This window comes from Rhodococcus sp. NPDC057014, assembly GCF_042673295.1.
GTDB lineage: Bacteria > Actinomycetota > Actinomycetes > Mycobacteriales > Mycobacteriaceae > Rhodococcus_F.
Genome location: NZ_JBHUSF010000021.1, coordinates 1 through 14,802 on the forward strand (window position 1 = coordinate 1; position 14,802 = coordinate 14,802).

The 14,802-nt window shown below is 68.5% G+C and carries 17 protein-coding genes and 2 tRNA genes; 5 read left to right on the top strand and 14 right to left on the bottom strand.

All coding sequences use genetic code 11. The annotated features are described in order from the left end of the window. The coding region (locus tag ACFTZB_RS06925; protein WP_378430715.1) for a PASTA domain-containing protein at positions 1–912 on the top strand (912 nt) is incomplete at its 5' end. Positions 913–972: 60 nt separating this feature from the next. Here the strand turns inward: ACFTZB_RS06925 and ACFTZB_RS06930 are convergent. Both ACFTZB_RS06930 and ACFTZB_RS06935 read right to left on the bottom strand, forming a co-directional pair. Then, positions 973–1,626: an aminodeoxychorismate/anthranilate synthase component II gene (locus ACFTZB_RS06930; protein ID WP_072942778.1), complete on the bottom strand. Its 654-nt coding sequence runs from the start codon at positions 1,624–1,626 to the stop codon at positions 973–975. 54 nt (positions 1,627–1,680) lie between these two features. Next, complete coding sequence (locus ACFTZB_RS06935) at positions 1,681–2,382, bottom strand: DUF881 domain-containing protein (protein WP_378430716.1); 702 nt, start codon at positions 2,380–2,382, stop codon at positions 1,681–1,683. A gap of 119 nt (positions 2,383–2,501) precedes the next feature. Here ACFTZB_RS06935 and crgA point away from each other — a divergent pair, with 119 nt between their 5' ends. Then, a complete protein-coding gene (gene crgA, locus ACFTZB_RS06940; protein ID WP_005249082.1) occupies positions 2,502–2,765 on the top strand; it encodes a cell division protein CrgA in 264 nt (87 codons plus the stop codon). A gap of 67 nt (positions 2,766–2,832) precedes the next feature. Continuing rightward, entirely contained in the window at positions 2,833–3,291 is a 459-nt protein-coding gene (locus ACFTZB_RS06945) for a PH domain-containing protein (protein ID WP_378430717.1), read from the top strand. On the opposite strand, the gene ACFTZB_RS06950 is transcribed toward ACFTZB_RS06945, so the two are convergent. Further along, complete coding sequence (locus ACFTZB_RS06950) at positions 3,285–4,202, bottom strand: rhomboid family intramembrane serine protease (RefSeq protein ID WP_378430718.1); 918 nt, start codon at positions 4,200–4,202, stop codon at positions 3,285–3,287. The two genes, ACFTZB_RS06945 and ACFTZB_RS06950, sit on opposite strands and share 7 nt — an antisense overlap. A gap of 13 nt (positions 4,203–4,215) precedes the next feature. Continuing rightward, positions 4,216–4,743 (bottom strand): peptidylprolyl isomerase, encoded by a 528-nt coding sequence (locus tag ACFTZB_RS06955; protein ID WP_029539740.1) that lies wholly within the window; start codon positions 4,741–4,743, stop codon positions 4,216–4,218. A 100-nt stretch (positions 4,744–4,843) separates the two neighbouring features. Between ACFTZB_RS06955 and ACFTZB_RS06960 the strand changes: the two genes are divergently transcribed. Beyond that, entirely contained in the window at positions 4,844–5,383 is a 540-nt protein-coding gene (locus ACFTZB_RS06960; RefSeq protein ID WP_378430719.1) for a hypothetical protein, read from the top strand. A gap of 138 nt (positions 5,384–5,521) precedes the next feature. Continuing rightward, on the top strand, positions 5,522–5,986 hold the full coding sequence (locus ACFTZB_RS06965) for a hypothetical protein (RefSeq protein ID WP_378430720.1): 465 nt from the start codon (positions 5,522–5,524) through the stop codon (positions 5,984–5,986). Here ACFTZB_RS06965 and ACFTZB_RS06970 read toward each other — a convergent pair. The 10 genes from ACFTZB_RS06970 to ACFTZB_RS07015 form a co-directional block, all read right to left on the bottom strand. Next, the gene (locus ACFTZB_RS06970) at positions 5,976–6,947 is read right to left on the bottom strand and encodes a helix-turn-helix domain-containing protein (protein ID WP_378430721.1); all 972 of its coding nucleotides are present in this window, start codon (positions 6,945–6,947) and stop codon (positions 5,976–5,978) included. The two genes, ACFTZB_RS06965 and ACFTZB_RS06970, sit on opposite strands and share 11 nt — an antisense overlap. 50 nt (positions 6,948–6,997) lie before the next feature. Further along, positions 6,998–7,588 carry a chorismate mutase gene (locus ACFTZB_RS06975; protein WP_378430722.1) on the bottom strand — a complete coding sequence of 197 codons (591 nt, stop codon included), beginning with the start codon at positions 7,586–7,588 and terminating at the stop codon, positions 6,998–7,000. A gap of 19 nt (positions 7,589–7,607) precedes the next feature. Beyond that, positions 7,608–8,441: a siderophore-interacting protein gene (locus ACFTZB_RS06980; RefSeq protein ID WP_378430723.1), complete on the bottom strand. Its 834-nt coding sequence runs from the start codon at positions 8,439–8,441 to the stop codon at positions 7,608–7,610. Between the two features lie 94 nt (positions 8,442–8,535). Further along, positions 8,536–8,608, bottom strand: a tRNA-Ala gene (locus ACFTZB_RS06985). A gap of 120 nt (positions 8,609–8,728) precedes the next feature. Then, a tRNA-Ile gene (locus ACFTZB_RS06990) sits at positions 8,729–8,802 on the bottom strand. 131 nt (positions 8,803–8,933) lie between these two features. Next, positions 8,934–10,331 carry a DUF3566 domain-containing protein gene (locus tag ACFTZB_RS06995; protein ID WP_378430724.1) on the bottom strand — a complete coding sequence of 466 codons (1,398 nt, stop codon included), beginning with the start codon at positions 10,329–10,331 and terminating at the stop codon, positions 8,934–8,936. Then, entirely contained in the window at positions 10,331–12,853 is a 2,523-nt protein-coding gene (gyrA, locus tag ACFTZB_RS07000) for a DNA gyrase subunit A (protein ID WP_378430725.1), read from the bottom strand. The genes ACFTZB_RS06995 and gyrA overlap by 1 nt, the downstream gene beginning before the upstream one ends. A 151-nt stretch (positions 12,854–13,004) precedes the next feature. Then, positions 13,005–13,847, bottom strand: coding sequence for an MHYT domain-containing protein (locus tag ACFTZB_RS07005; RefSeq protein WP_378430726.1), 843 nt, complete (start codon positions 13,845–13,847; stop codon positions 13,005–13,007). Between the two features lie 11 nt (positions 13,848–13,858). Continuing rightward, a complete protein-coding gene (locus ACFTZB_RS07010) occupies positions 13,859–14,410 on the bottom strand; it encodes an ATP/GTP-binding protein (protein ID WP_005249094.1) in 552 nt (183 codons plus the stop codon). 13 nt (positions 14,411–14,423) lie between these two features. Beyond that, complete coding sequence (locus ACFTZB_RS07015; protein WP_005249095.1) at positions 14,424–14,798, bottom strand: DUF742 domain-containing protein; 375 nt, start codon at positions 14,796–14,798, stop codon at positions 14,424–14,426. Between the last annotated feature and the right edge of the window lie 4 nt (positions 14,799–14,802).

Below are 14,802 nucleotides of genomic sequence, written 5' to 3' on the forward strand. Positions count from 1 at the left end.
CTGATGGCGCTGGGCGCCCTCATCGTCGTCGGCATCGTCGGCGCGTTCCTGTGGTCCGTGGGTCCCGGTTCGAAGGCCGATCAGGTGACCATGCCGGACGTCACGAACCAGGCCGCGGACGACGCCGAGACGACGCTGCAGAACCTCGGCTTCCGCGTCGCCCGCCAGCAGAAACCCGACGCCGTCGTCGCGACCGGCAACGTCATCACCACCCGGCCCGTCGGCGGCGTGCAGGTGGACGAGGGCAGCACGATCACCCTCGAGGTGTCGTCGGGCCCCGAACAGGTGAAGGTCCCGCGGCTCGCGGGCCTGACCCAGCAGGAAGCCCAGCAGGAACTGAACGCGGTCGGTCTGCGGCTCGACACCGCGGTGGCCCGCGCCCCGTCCGACGCGTCCGACATCGACAAGGTGATACAGCAGAACCCGTCCTCGGGGGCGAGCATCTCCCTCGACTCCGAGGTCGCCGTCACGCTGGGCACCGGACCCGAGCAGATCCGCATCCCCGACGTCACCGGTCAGAAGGTCGAGGTCGCGCAGGCGAACATCGAGGGCGCCGGCTTCAAGGTGCAGATCCAGAACATCGATTCCGGTGTGCCCAAGGGGCAGGTCGTCTCCACCGATCCCGTCGGCGGCTCCACCGCCGCCAAGGGCGACACCATCCAGATCCGGGTGTCGAACGGCAACAACATCGAGATGCCCGACCTGACGGGCAAGACGGTGTCGCAGGCGCTCGCCGAACTCCGCAGCGCCGGCTGGAGCGGGTCGTCGGCCTCGCTGAACCAGACGCAGACGTCCACACTGGACCCGGAGATGGTCGGCAAGATCATCAGCCAGGAACAGCCGCCGGGATCGGAGATCACGAAGAACGCTGTCGTCTCCGTCGGTGTCGGAGCGCTCGGCATCCCGCGGTAGGCGGCTCCGCCGCCCGTGCGTGGTTGAGGAGTCTCTGGACTCGTCAACCACTCACGGGGGCTACGCCCCTAATGCCTGCGCGACCTCGGCTTCGAGGGTGGCGACGAGGGATTCCTTCGGGGCGTCGCCGCAGACGGTGAGCCAGTTGGCGAGCATCCGGTGCCCGCCCTCGGTGAGCACGGACTCCGGGTGGAACTGGACGCCGTGGATCGGTAGTTCCCGGTGCCGCATCGCCATGACGATGCCGCTGTCGGTGTGCGCTGTGACCTCGAGTTCGTCCGGGATGGTGTCTTCCAGGACGGTCAGCGAGTGGTAGCGCGTGGCGGTGAACGGGTCGGGCAGACCGGCGAGAACACCCTCGCCGGTGTGGTGGACGATGCTGGTCTTGCCGTGCAGGAGTTCGGGCGCCCTGTCGACGGTCGCGCCGAACGCGGCGCCGATCGCCTGGTGTCCGAGGCACACCCCGAGTAGCGGCGTGCCGGCCGCGGCGCATGCCGTGACCAGGTCCATCGTCGCTCCTGCGCGCTGCGGTGTGCCGGGGCCGGGGCTCAGGAGGATGCCGTCGAACTCGGCCGCCGCGGCCGCGATCGCGTCGGGCCCGGTGAGGTTCGGATCGTCGTTGCGCCAGACCACGGCCCGGGTTCCCAGCTGTCCGAGGTACTGGACCAGGTTGAACACGAAGCTGTCGTAGTTGTCGACGACGAGAATCCTCATGGGAGCAGGGTATTCTGCCCGCCCCGAGCCGCGCACGGCCGGGGACCGTTCCCGTCAGTGGCCCGCGTACCCGGGCACGGACAATTGGCCGGACGCGGCTTCCGAGTAGCCGAGGCCGAACCGTGTCGCGTACTGCTTGAACAACCGGATGCCGGGTTCGTTGGCGAGTGCCGCCTCCAGCCGCGCCGGATCCCCGATCGCCGACATCACGTACGGCGGGCTGTATGTGCGGCCGTGCAGCAGCAGGGTGTTGCCGATGCAGCGCGGCGCGGACGTGTTGACGATCCGCTGGTCCTGCATGCCGACGGCCTCGGCGCCACCCACCCACAGCGCGTTCAGCACGCTCTGGACGTCCTGCTGGTGGACGACCAGATCGTCCGGCGACGCGTCGACGGGGTATTTGCCGTCCGCGTCGCGGGGGGCGTCGGTGAGCGTGACGGTGACGCCGGGCCCGGTCATCGGTGTGAGCCCGGCATCGGTGGCGAGCGCCTTGCTGTCGGCGAGGGCCTGCGCGACACCGCTGTCGGACGCCGCCGCGTCCTGCTGCAGCGATTCCACTTGCGCCGCCAGCTCGTCGCGGGTCTCGGCCACCTGGTCGGTCTCGGACTGCGCGTTCCGCACGAGGTCGGACAACCGGGTGGAGTCACCGGCCCGGATCTCGTTGCCGTGCGACACCTGGCGGGTGGTGGCCACCAGCAGGCCGGCCACCAGACACACCACCAGCACCGCGATCCGCCAGAAGATCGACCTGGTCACCGGTGTTTCCGTCCCCTCGTCCTCGCCGCGCGAAACGCGGCTACGTTAGCGTGTACACACGCAGGTATTTCCGAATCTACCTGCCCACATTCCCGCAGAGCCGCACGAACGAGGACGTCATGCCGAAGTCGAAGGTCCGAAAGAAGACCGATTACACGATCAACCCTGCGAGCCGCACCCCGGTGAAGGTGAAGGCCGGCCCCTCGAGCACCCTGTACGTCTCGGTGATGCTCGGGTTCATGCTGGTCGGCCTCGTGTGGCTGCTCGTCTACTACCTGGCCGCAGACCAGCTCGAGTGGATGAACAACCTCGGTGCCTACAACTTCCTGATCGGATTCGGCTTCATGGTGGTCGGGCTGATCATGACGATGCGCTGGCGTTGACGATCACAATTACACGCATGTCATTCATCCCCATTGTGGACAACCCCTGTGGATAGCCGCAGGTCGAGTGCCGATGTCTGCTGACGAGGCACCGCTGGAGTGGTCGACGCCGCTCGGTGCGGTGATCGCTCTCGCCGTGGGCGGGCTCGCGTTGGGGGTCGCGGGACTGTCGGTGTCGATCGAGCCGGCGGGCCGTGTCCTCGTGTGCGTCGCCGCCCTGGGGCTGCTGCTGACCGCCGCGTCGGCTCTGCGGCAGCGTCCGCGCCTGGCCGTCGACAAGGAGGGCGGCGGGATCGTGGTGAACCGGCTGACGGGCCGCCACGGGTATGCCCGTGCGCAGATCGACCGGGCGCGCCTCGTCCGGTATCCGCGGCTGGGCCGCCGGGTGCCGATGCTCGAGATCGACGTCCGCACCGAGGACGGCACCGAACGCCTCCTGATCTTCGGCCGCTGGGATCTCGGCACCAATCCGGAGGACGTGTTCGATGCCCTCGCGGTGCATCGCCTGGTCGGCCGGGGTCAGTAGCCGAAGCTCGCGCGGAGCTGCAGGGTACGGGCCGCGATGACGGCCAGCGGCACCAGCACGACGACACCGAGGCAGATCCAGCCGACGGTGACGGCCTTCTCCCGGTTGTTCCCGGCGCCCAGCAGCTGAGGGCCGTAGAGGATCGCCGCGGTGGCCGCGGCTCCGGCGACCAGGCCGCCGAGATGCCCCCACAGTGAGATGCCGGGGATGGTGATGCTGATGATCACGTTGATCGCGATCACCGAGATCACCGGCGCCGGGCTGCGCCGCAGCCTCAGGAGGATGACGGCCTGCGCGCCCATCAGCCCGAAGACTGCACCCGATGCACCCGCGGTGACAGCGTGCAGTTGGAACAGCATCACCGCGGCGGAACCGCCGAGGATCGACGCGAAGTACACGAACGCGTAGCGGGCGCGGCCGAGGACCAGTTCGGTGTCGCGGCCGATGATCCACAGCGCGAACATGTTGACGGCCAGGTGGATGAGACCGAAATGCAGGAATCCGCTGCCTATCACGCGGACGAGCTGACCGTCCACGACGGCGGGTGGGAACAGCGCCCAGTCGGCGAAGAGCGCCGATCCCGCCTGGTTCTGCATGATGCTGCGGGACTGCGCCGCGGTGATCAGGAAGATGCCGACGTTCGCGGCCATCAGGATGTACGTCACCAGCGGCACCGCACGCTGTGCGGTCACGGCGCCGGCGACGTTGCGGACCCGGCGAACGTCACGCTGCCCGGCGGCGACACAGTCGACGCACTGGTAGCCGACTGCGGCTTCGCGCAGGCATTCGGGGCACGCGGGGCGACCGCACCGATTGCACGACAGCGCAGTGGGGCGATCGGGGTGTCGGACGCACCGCGGCTGGGGCGGAGTGCCCTCGTTCGCGGCACCGCCCCAGCCGGGGTTGGTCATGTGCTGCGGTTCCCTACGCGATGGTGACGCTGTTGATCACGACCGGCTCGAGCGGGCGGTCCGCACGATCGGTGGCCGTGGTCGAGATGGCGTCGACGACCTTCTTCGACTCCTCGTCGACGACCTCACCGAAGATGGTGTGGCGGCGGTTAAGGTGCGGCGTCGGGCCGGTGGTGATGAAGAACTGCGAGCCGTTGGTTCCCGGGCCGGCGTTGGCCATGGCCAGGATGTAGGCGCGGTCGAACTGCAGTTCCGGGTGGAACTCGTCGCCGAACTTGTAGCCCGGGCCGCCGGCGCCGGTGCCGGTCGGGTCGCCACCCTGGATCATGAATCCGTCGATGACGCGGTGGAAGATGGCGCCGTCGTAGAACGGTCCGGAGTCGGTGCCGCCTGCGTTGGCGGTGCTGTAGTCCTTCGAACCGTCGGCCAGGCCGACGAAGTTCTCGACGGTCTTGGGCGCGTGGTTGCCGAACAGCGCGATCTTGATGTCGCCGCGGTTGGTGTGCAGCGTTGCGGTTGCGGTCTGATGAGGTGAAGTCACACCACCATGTTGCCATTGTGCGGTTCGGTGTGGTTCCGCCGCCGTGACTCGAGTACTTCGGATCGGTTCGTGCTGCCGGTTCTTGTGACAAAGTGGGGTCATGACACGAGCGACGGAGTCCCTCACGAATCTGCTTCCGACCGAACGCGCCGAGCACCTGCAGGAGCAGGTGTCCGAACGAGTCGAGACCGCGCTGGCCCACGTCGAGGATTCGGCTTCCCGGGTCAAGGAATCCGAGGCTGTCGATCAGGCCCTGCGCTGTGCGCGCTCGGCTGCGCTCGCCGCGGCCCGTGGCGCCGGGCAGGTGAGTGTGTTCCTCGGCAGGCAGGGGGCGTCGCTGGCGAAGAAGGGCTACGAACGCGCCCGGACCGCACCGGTGAAAGAGGTCGCCCAGGACGTCATTCGTCCCCTGACGGCGGCTGTCGCGCCGGTCGAGGAGAAGAAGTCGCGGAAGGGCCGTCGCGTCGCGATCGTCGTGCTGGTCGGTGTCGCTGTCGCCGGGGGCGCGGTGTTCTTCAAGAGCCGCCGCCGGGAGCAGCCGCGGGTGGCGTCCGCTCCCCCGAACCTGCGCGACGTCGACAGCGCAGACACGCAGGAGGCCACGCCGCCGACGGCGACGAAGCCCCTCGCCGCCAACTGATCCGCCATTCCCCGGCCGGCAGGGCGCGCTCGTGCGGTGTCGGCCGGCGTGCGGTCATGTCTTCGTTTCACGGCTTGTACCACGGGTATCCCGCCGGCAGGTGCACACCAGCGCGAGGATCCGTTCCGAGGAGCAGACATGACCGCCACACGTATCACCCACCGCATCGCCGTCGTCGCGTTTCCGGTCGCCGCCACCGCGGCCCTGCTGACGGCCGGCCCCGCAGGCGCCGACCCACCCCACCCCTTCGGCGGACCGGCCCTCACCATCGGGTGTCCGAACCAGGGCAGTCTGATGTCGTTGACGGCGCTCACCGGCCAGTCCGGGCCGGAGGCGGTCCCGCCGATCGCCGACGGCGACATTCGCTTCGAGTCGCACCCCGCCGCGCCACCGATCCCGGCCGCCGCGCAGGTCACCGTCGCCTGGGTCAACACCGACAGCGGACGCTCGGGGATCGTGAATCTCGGCGGCGTCTACCCGTTCCTGTCCGCGACGGTGAACACCGGCGTCGGCAACGTCGTGGCCACGGCGTTCGGGTCGATCAACTTCGGCAGCAGCCCGATCTGCCAGGCGAACCCGGCCATCGGAACGTTCATTGCGTGAGTTCGGCCGTGTTGCAGCCGAACCGGCGACGGTAATCGCCGGGCGCGAGTCCGACCACCCGGTTGAAGTGGTGGCGCAGCAGCGCACCGGAACCGAATCCGGTGCGTCTCGAGATGGCCTCGAGACCGAGGTCGGTGCCCTCGAGTAGCTGCCGGGCGTAGAGCACGCGCTGCGTCGTCAGCCACTTCACCGGGGTGGTACCCGTCTCGGCCGCGAACTTGCGCGCGAACGTCCGCGTCGACATGGACGAGCGGGCCGCGAGCTCGTCGATCGTGTGCGGTAACTCGAGGTTCTCGCTCATCCATGCCATCGTCTCGCTCAGGCTGTCCGACGTGCACGCGACCACCGGCTGCTCGATGAACTGCCGCTGCCCGCCGTCGCGTTGCGGCGGCACGACCATCCGGCGGGCGATCGTGTTGGCCACCGTGGAACCGAGCTCCCGGCGCACCACGTGCAGACAGGCGTCGATTCCCGCCGCGGTGCCTGCGCTGGTGACGAGGTTGCCCTCGTCGACGAACAGGACGTCCGGGTCGACCACCGCGGTCGGGAACCGGGCGGCCAGCTCCTCGACGTACCCCCAGTGGGTGGTGCACTTTCGCCCGTCGAGCAGTCCCGCCTCGCCGAGCAGGAACGCACCGGAGCACAGGCTGAGGACCGTGGCACCGGCCTCCGCGGCCGCGCGCACGGCGTCGAGCGCCTCGTCCGGGAAGCCGGACTGCGCCCCAGGCGGCGGGACCACGACGAGATCCGCGTCGCGCAGCGAGTCCAGCCCGTAGCCGGCGGAGAGCGTCAGTCCCGGGGTGACCGATGCGAGTGGTTCGCCGGGGCGGATCCCGCAGATCCGGAAATCGAATGCCGGAACCCCGTGTTCGGTGCGGTCGATTCCGAACACCTCGCAGACCACACCGAATTCGAACATCGACACCCGGTCGAGGAGCAGGGTCGCGACCGTGGAGATCATGCCCCCAGTCTAGTTGGCGATATCTTGCCGGACCATGTCGAAACGGCCAGTCATTCGCGGACCGCGCCGCAGATCGACACGAGCGCGCGGGCCAGCGTCGCCTGATGCAGCGCGTCGAGGCGCTGTTCGGCCGCCACCGCGACCGCGGCGTCGACGAGAGCCGGCACGCAACCCGGACCCGCGAGCAGATCCTCCTGCTCACGCAACTGCAGCAGGATGTCGGTGTTCTGGCGGTCGATGACCGGGCGGACCTCCGTCAGGTCGGGCCGAACGGTCGGCGCCGCACCGGGCGCGACGCTCCACCAGGAGAACAGCGCGCGCTGCACTGCCTTGTTGGCCTCGATCTGATCCCGGAAGATCTGCTGCACCCGCGGCACACTCAGGCCCTCGTCGGCCGCCTGGGTGGCGACCGCGCCCAGAACCTGCGCCTCGCGCGCGGGATCGTCGATCGGCGACGGCGTGCCCCATTTGGCGGACGCCACCGTGTCCGCCGTGGCGAGGCGCAGCGACACCGCCAGGGCGATCGGTTGCAGCGGGCGGGTCTGCGCACTCGCGGGCACGGCACCACCCGCCGCCAGCATTCCGAGCGTCGCCGCGGCCACGACCGCTCGGCGGGCGAGTGCGGGCCGGACCGTCGTCATGGTGCGAGTGTAGGGCCGGTCAGTCGTCCAGGCCCGCGACTCCGCGTTTCCAGTAACCCGTGAACAGCGACTCCATCCGGTCCTTGCTCCACGCGCGCAACGGCTTGATGTCGCTGGCCTCGCCGGCCGCGAACAGGAATGTGCGGCCGCCGGGCAGCGCGAGCGACTGCACGGTCGACGCCAGGGAGGACTCGCTGCCGTCGCGAACGAGCCACGTCACGTCCACGTTGTCGCGCACGGCCAGCGGGTAGTCGTGCTCGACGGCGTCGTCGGTCTCGATCACGACGTGCGCCGACACGTCGGCCGGGGACTCGTCGAGCCACCGCGCGACCGCGGGAAGCGCGGTGGAATCGACCGCGAAGACGTAGTGGTCGAAGTTGTGGGCGAACGCCTTTGCTCCGGGCGGTCCGGCGATGGTCACGTCGTCGCCGATCTCGACCGTTTTCGCCCAGGACGACGCGAGCCCGCCGTCGTGCAGCACGAAGTCCAGGTCCAGTTCGCGGGCGTCGGCGTCGTAGCGCCGGACGGTGTACTTCCGGCTCGTCGGGAGCGGGCGCGGCCAGTCGAGCATCATGGCGTCGTTCACGACCGGGATGCGGCGGGTGCCGTCCGCGTCGGGGAACACGATCTTGACGTGATCGTCGGCCTGATAGGTGTGGAACCCGTCGAGGCCGGGACCACCGATCGTCAGGCGCACCATGCGGGGCGTGACGTACTCGCGCGCACGGACCGTGACCGTGCGAACTCCGATCGGGTAACCGATGCGCGCGGTCCCCTCCCCCGTCCGGTGGTGGGACGCGACGCGGCTGCGCGGGTCGAGACGGTCACGGGCTCCGGGATCGAGTGCGGTCATGAAGTAAGGGTAACCTCACCCGATTCGGGCCCGCACAGCAGTGTGCCCCGGATTCTTTCCGAATCCGGGGCACACTGTCACTTCTGTGTATTTGTGGAGCCTAGGAGATTCGAACTCCTGACATCTGCCTTGCAAAGGCAGCGCTCTACCAACTGAGCTAAGGCCCCGTTACCTCGTGCCACACCTCGTTGCCGCGGAGCAACTTGGACAGTCCGATTGCCACCAGCACTCCGGCTCCCACGAACAGGAGGACCTTCATGCGACTGACCTTTCACCGGCACCAGGAGTGGGCCTAGGAGGACTTGAACCTCCGACCTCTTCGTTATCAGCGAAGCGCTCTAACCGCCTGAGCTATAGGCCCCTGAAGTCCGGAAACTCATCTCGCACAGTTCCCTGAACCGAGTCGGAAGATTACCCCACCGGACCGGCAACTACCAAAACCGGTCCGGCGAGACGCTCTTTTCCCAGCTCAGTCCCTCTCGGTTTTCGCGTTCAGTCCCGGTCCGCGAGCGTCACTTCGACGCCGCCGACGAGGTCCGAACACAGGTTGTAGATGAACGCGCCGATCGTCGCCAGCGCGGTGAAGAGCACCATGTTGGCCAGGCCGATGACGGCGGCGTATCCGAAGACCTGCCCGGCCGTCACGAGCCCGTCAGAGCTCGACTCCGCGACGATATCGGTGAACGCGTTGTTCAGCCGGTCCCACACCCCCATCCCGTCCAGGACGACGTACAGCAGACCGACGGCCACCATCCACACGAAGAACAGCGACACCGAGATGACGGACGAGATCTTCAGCGTCGACCACGGGTCGATCTTGCGGACCTGCACCGTCGCGCGGAGGGCCTCACCCTCCTCGACCCGCTGCGGGGCCACGGCGATCTTCGGCTGCTGACCCGTGGCCGCCGCCCCCGGCAGGGGGTGCTTGGCCTCGGACAGGTCCGGCATGTCCTTGGGGAGAACGTCCCGGTTGATGTGCCGGGTGGGTCCGTCGATCGCGGACGCCTTCGCCTTCGCGGCCTCCCGCTGCGTGACGGCCCCCGCCGCGGCTGCACCGGACACCGCACCGACCGCGGCGGTGGCCGCCGTCGAGGAGGTGCGGTTCGATTCCTGCGTGGGCGCGGGCCGGCCCTTCGCCTGGGAGGGGTTCTGCGCCGGCGACTTCTGCGTGGGCACCGCCTGCGTGGGCGCACCCGCATTCTGCGCGGACTGGGGACGCTGCCCCTGCGTGGAGCCCTGGTCCGGCGTCTTCTGGGTCGGAGCCGTCTGGGGCTTCTGGACGTCCTGGCCGCCGGCGGCCTTCGCGGCTGCAGCGCCCGCGGCGGCGGTGCCTGCACCGTTGGCCGGGTTCGGCTGCCCCTCCGGACGCGAGGCCTGCTTGGCTCCCGCCCCGCCCTGCAGGGGCCGCTTCAGGTTGGTCTGCGGCTCACGCTGCATCCCCCGCTGCCACGGCGGCGCCTGATTTCCCCGGATGGACTCGGTGGGCGCACCACCCGCGGGAGCCCGGTTGCCGGGAGCCTGCTGCGGTGGTGCCTGATGCCCGGGGGCCTGCTGATTCGGAGCCTGACCCTGCTGCGGTGGCACGGACCGGCCCTGCGGGGTCTGCGTACGCGGACCCTGATGCTGGGGAGTCGACGGAGACCGGGCCGGATCGGCCGGAGCCTGCCGATCCGGTCTCGCGTCGGGAGCACCGCCCGGCCGGGCAGCCGGCCCCGCCTGAGCGGGGCCACGACCGGCTGACGCCTGCGGCCCCTGCTGCGCGGAACCCTGCTGCGGGTTCGGTCGCGCCGACCCGTTCTCGGGAGTGCGGGAGGCCTGCTGGTCGGGTCGCGCCGGATTGGCGGAACCCGGGTTCTGCCGGTCACTGCCTGGCTGGTTGGGAGTGCTCACTAGGACTCCTTAGCTCCTTTGCCGCTGCTCTCGGCGTTGTCGTCGGTCTCGTCGGGTTCGTCGGCATTGCGTGCGATCGCGAGCAGGGTGTCGCCTTCCCCGAGGTTCATCAAACGAACACCCTTGGTCTGCCGACCCGCCTTGCGGACCTGCTTGGCGGCGGTGCGGATGACCCCACCGCCCGACGTGATCGCGTAGAGCTCGTCGTCGTCGTTCACGATGAGCGCTCCGACCAGGGTGCCACGTTTCTTGTCGTATTGAATCGTGAGTACACCCTTTCCGCCGCGTCCCTGGACCGGGTAGTCCTCCATGCCGGTGCGCTTCGAGTAGCCGCCCGACGTCGCCACCAGCAGGTAGGTCCCCTCGCGCACCACGTTGAGCGACAGCAGTTCGTCGTCACCGTTGAATCGCATGCCCTGGACCCCGGACGTGGCGCGTCCCATCGGGCGCAGCGCCTCGTCGGTGGCGGAGAAGCGGATCGACTGCCCCTGCGCGGAGACGAGCAGCAGGTCGTCGTCGGAGGAGCAGAGGACCGCGCCGACCAGTTCGTCCTCGCCGCGCAGGTTGATCGCGACGATGCCGCCGCTGCGGTTGGAGTCGAAATCGGTGAGCTTGGACTTCTTCACCAGACCGTTGCGGGTGGCGAGAACCAGGTAGGGCGCGTCCTCGTACGTCTTGATCTGGATGACGCTCTGGATGCGCTCGTCGGGCTGGAACGCGAGCAGGTTGGCGACGTGCTGTCCGCGGGCGGTGCGGCTCGCCTCCGGCAGCTCGTACGCCTTGGCCCGGTACACCCGGCCCTTCGTGGTGAAGAACAGCAGCCAGTCGTGGGTGGAGCTGACGAAGAAGTGCGAGACGATGTCGTCCTGCTTCAACCCGGCGCCCTGCACACCCTTGCCGCCGCGCTTCTGCGAGCGGTACAGGTCGGTCTTGGTGCGCTTGGCGTACCCGGTCTCGGTGATCGTGACGACGACGTCCTCGCGGGCGATCAGATCCTCGTCGGCCACGTCGCCGTCGGCCGCGATGATGCGGGTGCGGCGGTCGTCGCCGTGCTTGTCGACGATCTCCTTCAGCTCGTCCCGGACGATCCTGCGCTGACGCTCGGGCTTCTCGAGGATGTCCTTGAGGTCGGCGATCTCCCGCTCGATCTCGGCGAGTTCGTCGATGATCTTCTGACGCTCGAGGGCGGCGAGGCGGCGCAGCTGCATCGCGAGGATCGCGTCGGCCTGGATCTCGTCGACGGTGAGCAGCTCGATCAGGCCTGCGCGCGCGATGTCCACGGTCTGTGACGCCCGGATCAGCGCGATGACCTCGTCGAGGGCGTCGAGGGCCTTCACCAGTCCGCGCAGGATGTGAGCGCGTTCCTCGGCCTTGCGGAGCAGGTACTCGGTGCGCCTGCGGATGACCTCGACCTGGTGGGCGACGTACAGCCGGATCATCTGGTCGAGGCGCAGGGTGCGCGGCACGCCGTCGACGATGGACAGCATGTTGCAGCCGAAGCTGGTCTGCAGCTGGGTGTGCTTGTACAGGTTGTTGAGCACGACCTTCGCGACCGCGTCACGCTTGACGGTGACGACGATGCGCATACCCGCGCGGTCCGAGGACTCGTCGTGGATGTCGGAGATGCCGGCGATCTTCGCGTCGCGCACCTGCTCGGCGATCGACGTGATCAGGTTGTCGGGGTTCACCTGGTAGGGCAGTTCGGTGATGACGATCGTGGTGCGCCCCTTGGCGTCCTCCTCGATCTCCACCACACCGCGCATGCGGACCGAACCGCGACCGGTGGTGTAGGCGTCATGGATGCCCTGGCCGCCGACGATCAGGCCGTGCGTCGGGAAGTCGGGACCCTTGACGCGTTCCATGACCGCCGTGAGGGTGGACTCCTCGTCCGCTTCCCAGTTCTCCAGGGCCCAGTAGATGGCCTCGGCGACCTCGCGCAGGTTGTGCGGCGGGATGTTGGTGGCCATACCGACGGCGATGCCGCCGGAACCATTGATCAACAGGTTGGGGATACGGCTGGGGAGAACTGACGGTTCCTGTGTACGACCGTCGTAGTTCGGGGTGAAATCGACCGTCTCGTGGTCGATCTCCCGGAGCATTTCCATCGCCAGCGGAGTCAGCCGGCACTCGGTGTACCGCATCGCGGCCGCGCCGTCGTTGCCGCGGGAACCGAAGTTGCCCTGGCCGTCGACGAGCGGGTACCGCAGCGACCACGGCTGGGCCATGCGGACGAGCGTGTCGTAGATCGAGGCGTCGCCGTGCGGGTGGTAGTTACCCATCGTCTCGGCGACCGGTCGCGCAGACTTCACATAACCGCGATCGGGCCGGTACCCGTTGTCGTACATCGCGTACAGAACGCGGCGGTGCACCGGCTTGAGGCCGTCCCGCACGTCGGGCAGCGCACGACCCACGATCACGCTCATCGCGTAATCGATGTAGCTGCTCTGCATCTCCTGCTGAATGTCGACGGGCTCGATGCGGTCGTGCCCCGGTCCCTCCGGCGGCAACGTTGTGTCGGTCATGAGCTCCTTCTTCTACTCGGCTTGACGTCTCCTCGCGGACTCGCGGTCCAGCACGACGTCGCGCAACCACCCGAGTCTATAGGTGCAGGTCAGCTATGAGGGTGAAGGACTCGGGTGCGCCCGGGAATCGGTGCCGCAGGAGTCGCCCGATCTACTGGAGTTCGAGCTCCCTGCCCTGCTTTTCGGCGGCGAGGGATTCGGCGGCGAGCATGTCGGCCTCGAGTTCGAGCTCGGCGGCGACACGGTCGGGCGCCATCAGCAGCGCGGTGATCGGGATGGTGACCACCAGCATGCCCAGCACGAAGACGGGGAACAGGATCGAGAACACCTCGAGCCCGTCCGGACGCGCCACGGACTGGTCGACGGCGACGCTCAGCCCGAACACACCGGTGTAGTGCACGGCCACCAGCCCGGCCGCCACGATCACCGACGCCACCAGTCGCAGCGTGCGCGACTCGAGGGCCGAGACGGACCACATGATTCCGGCGCCGACGACGAGGCCGATCACCGCGGACGCCGAGGTCAGCAGGATGTCGGAGTTCACCGCACCCTGGATCTCGAGGGAGGCGACGATCGCGAGGTCCATGCCGGTGAATCCGATGCCGAGGAGCACCGCACCGCCTGCGAGGCGGCCGATCTCCACCGTTGCGCTCGGCAGCCGGTGTTTCGTCGGCGGCGGGCTGATGATCAGCAACGCCACTGCGGCGGCCGCGACGGGCACCACGAACGAGATCACGATCCACAGGACGTCGTAACGCACCACGCTGCCGTACACCTCGAATCCGACCATCGCGATGTAGTGCGGCAGCCAGGCGCCGATACCGCCGATGGACAGCGCGCCCCACGCCAGCCACAGGTACCGCTGCCTCGGGTTCGGCGCGGTCACCGCCTTGCGGGCGCTGGCGATACCGACGAAGACGCCGATGAACGACGTGACCGCGGCGAGGGCGACGATCCACGTGCCCATGGAGAAGTGCTGCAACTCGTCCGACATGTTTCGAATCCTCAGTACGCGGCCGTGTGGAGCTTGGTCAGTGCGTATTCGGTGATCGCGACCAGCGCGCGTTTCGCCGATTCCCGGTCACGCGCGTCGATCGGGATGATCGGCACGTCCTCGGAGATCGCGAGGGCCGCCCGAATGTCCTCGATCGGGTAGCGGGGGGCGTCGTCGAACTCGTTGATCGCGACGAGGAACGGCAACTGCCGGGCCTCGAAGAAGTCGACCGCCGCGAAACTCTCGTCCAGCCGGCGGGTGTCGATCAGGACGATCGCACCGATCGCACCGCGGATCAGGTCGTCCCACATGAACCAGAACCGGTGCTGACCGGGCGTGCCGAACAGGTACAGCACCAGGTCGTCGGCCAGGCTGATGCGACCGAAGTCCATGGCGACGGTGGTCGTGCCCTTCTGCGGTGTCGCAGCCAGGTTGTCGACGCCGTCGCTGGCGTTGGTCACGAGCGCCTCGGTGCGCAGCGGGACGATCTCGGAGACCGCCCCCACCAGCGTGGTCTTGCCGACGCCGAACCCGCCGGCGATCACGATCTTGGTCGAGGTCACCCGATTGCGGGGATCAGATTTCGCGAAGTCCACTGAGGACCCTTTCGATGAGTTCACGACGTTCGGAGTCGGTCGAGTCTTCCTTCAGGGTGGCCAGGATCTGAAGATGACCGGCCTCGACCAGGTCTGCGACGAGGACGCGTGCCACTCCGAGGGGCACACCCACCCGGGCGGCGATCTCGGCGACCGAAGGCGACTGCTGGCACAACGCGACGATGGCCGCGTTGACGTCGTCGAGTTCCCACTGCCGGTCCACCGACTGCGGCAGTGCCTGAATCAACGCTTCGAGCGCGAGCTCGACCGCAGGCCGGGTCCGGCCCGACGTCAGCGAGTACGGGCGCACGATGTTCGGGCCCGGCTGCTCCGAGTGGTGGTCGTTCATGGGCATGGGC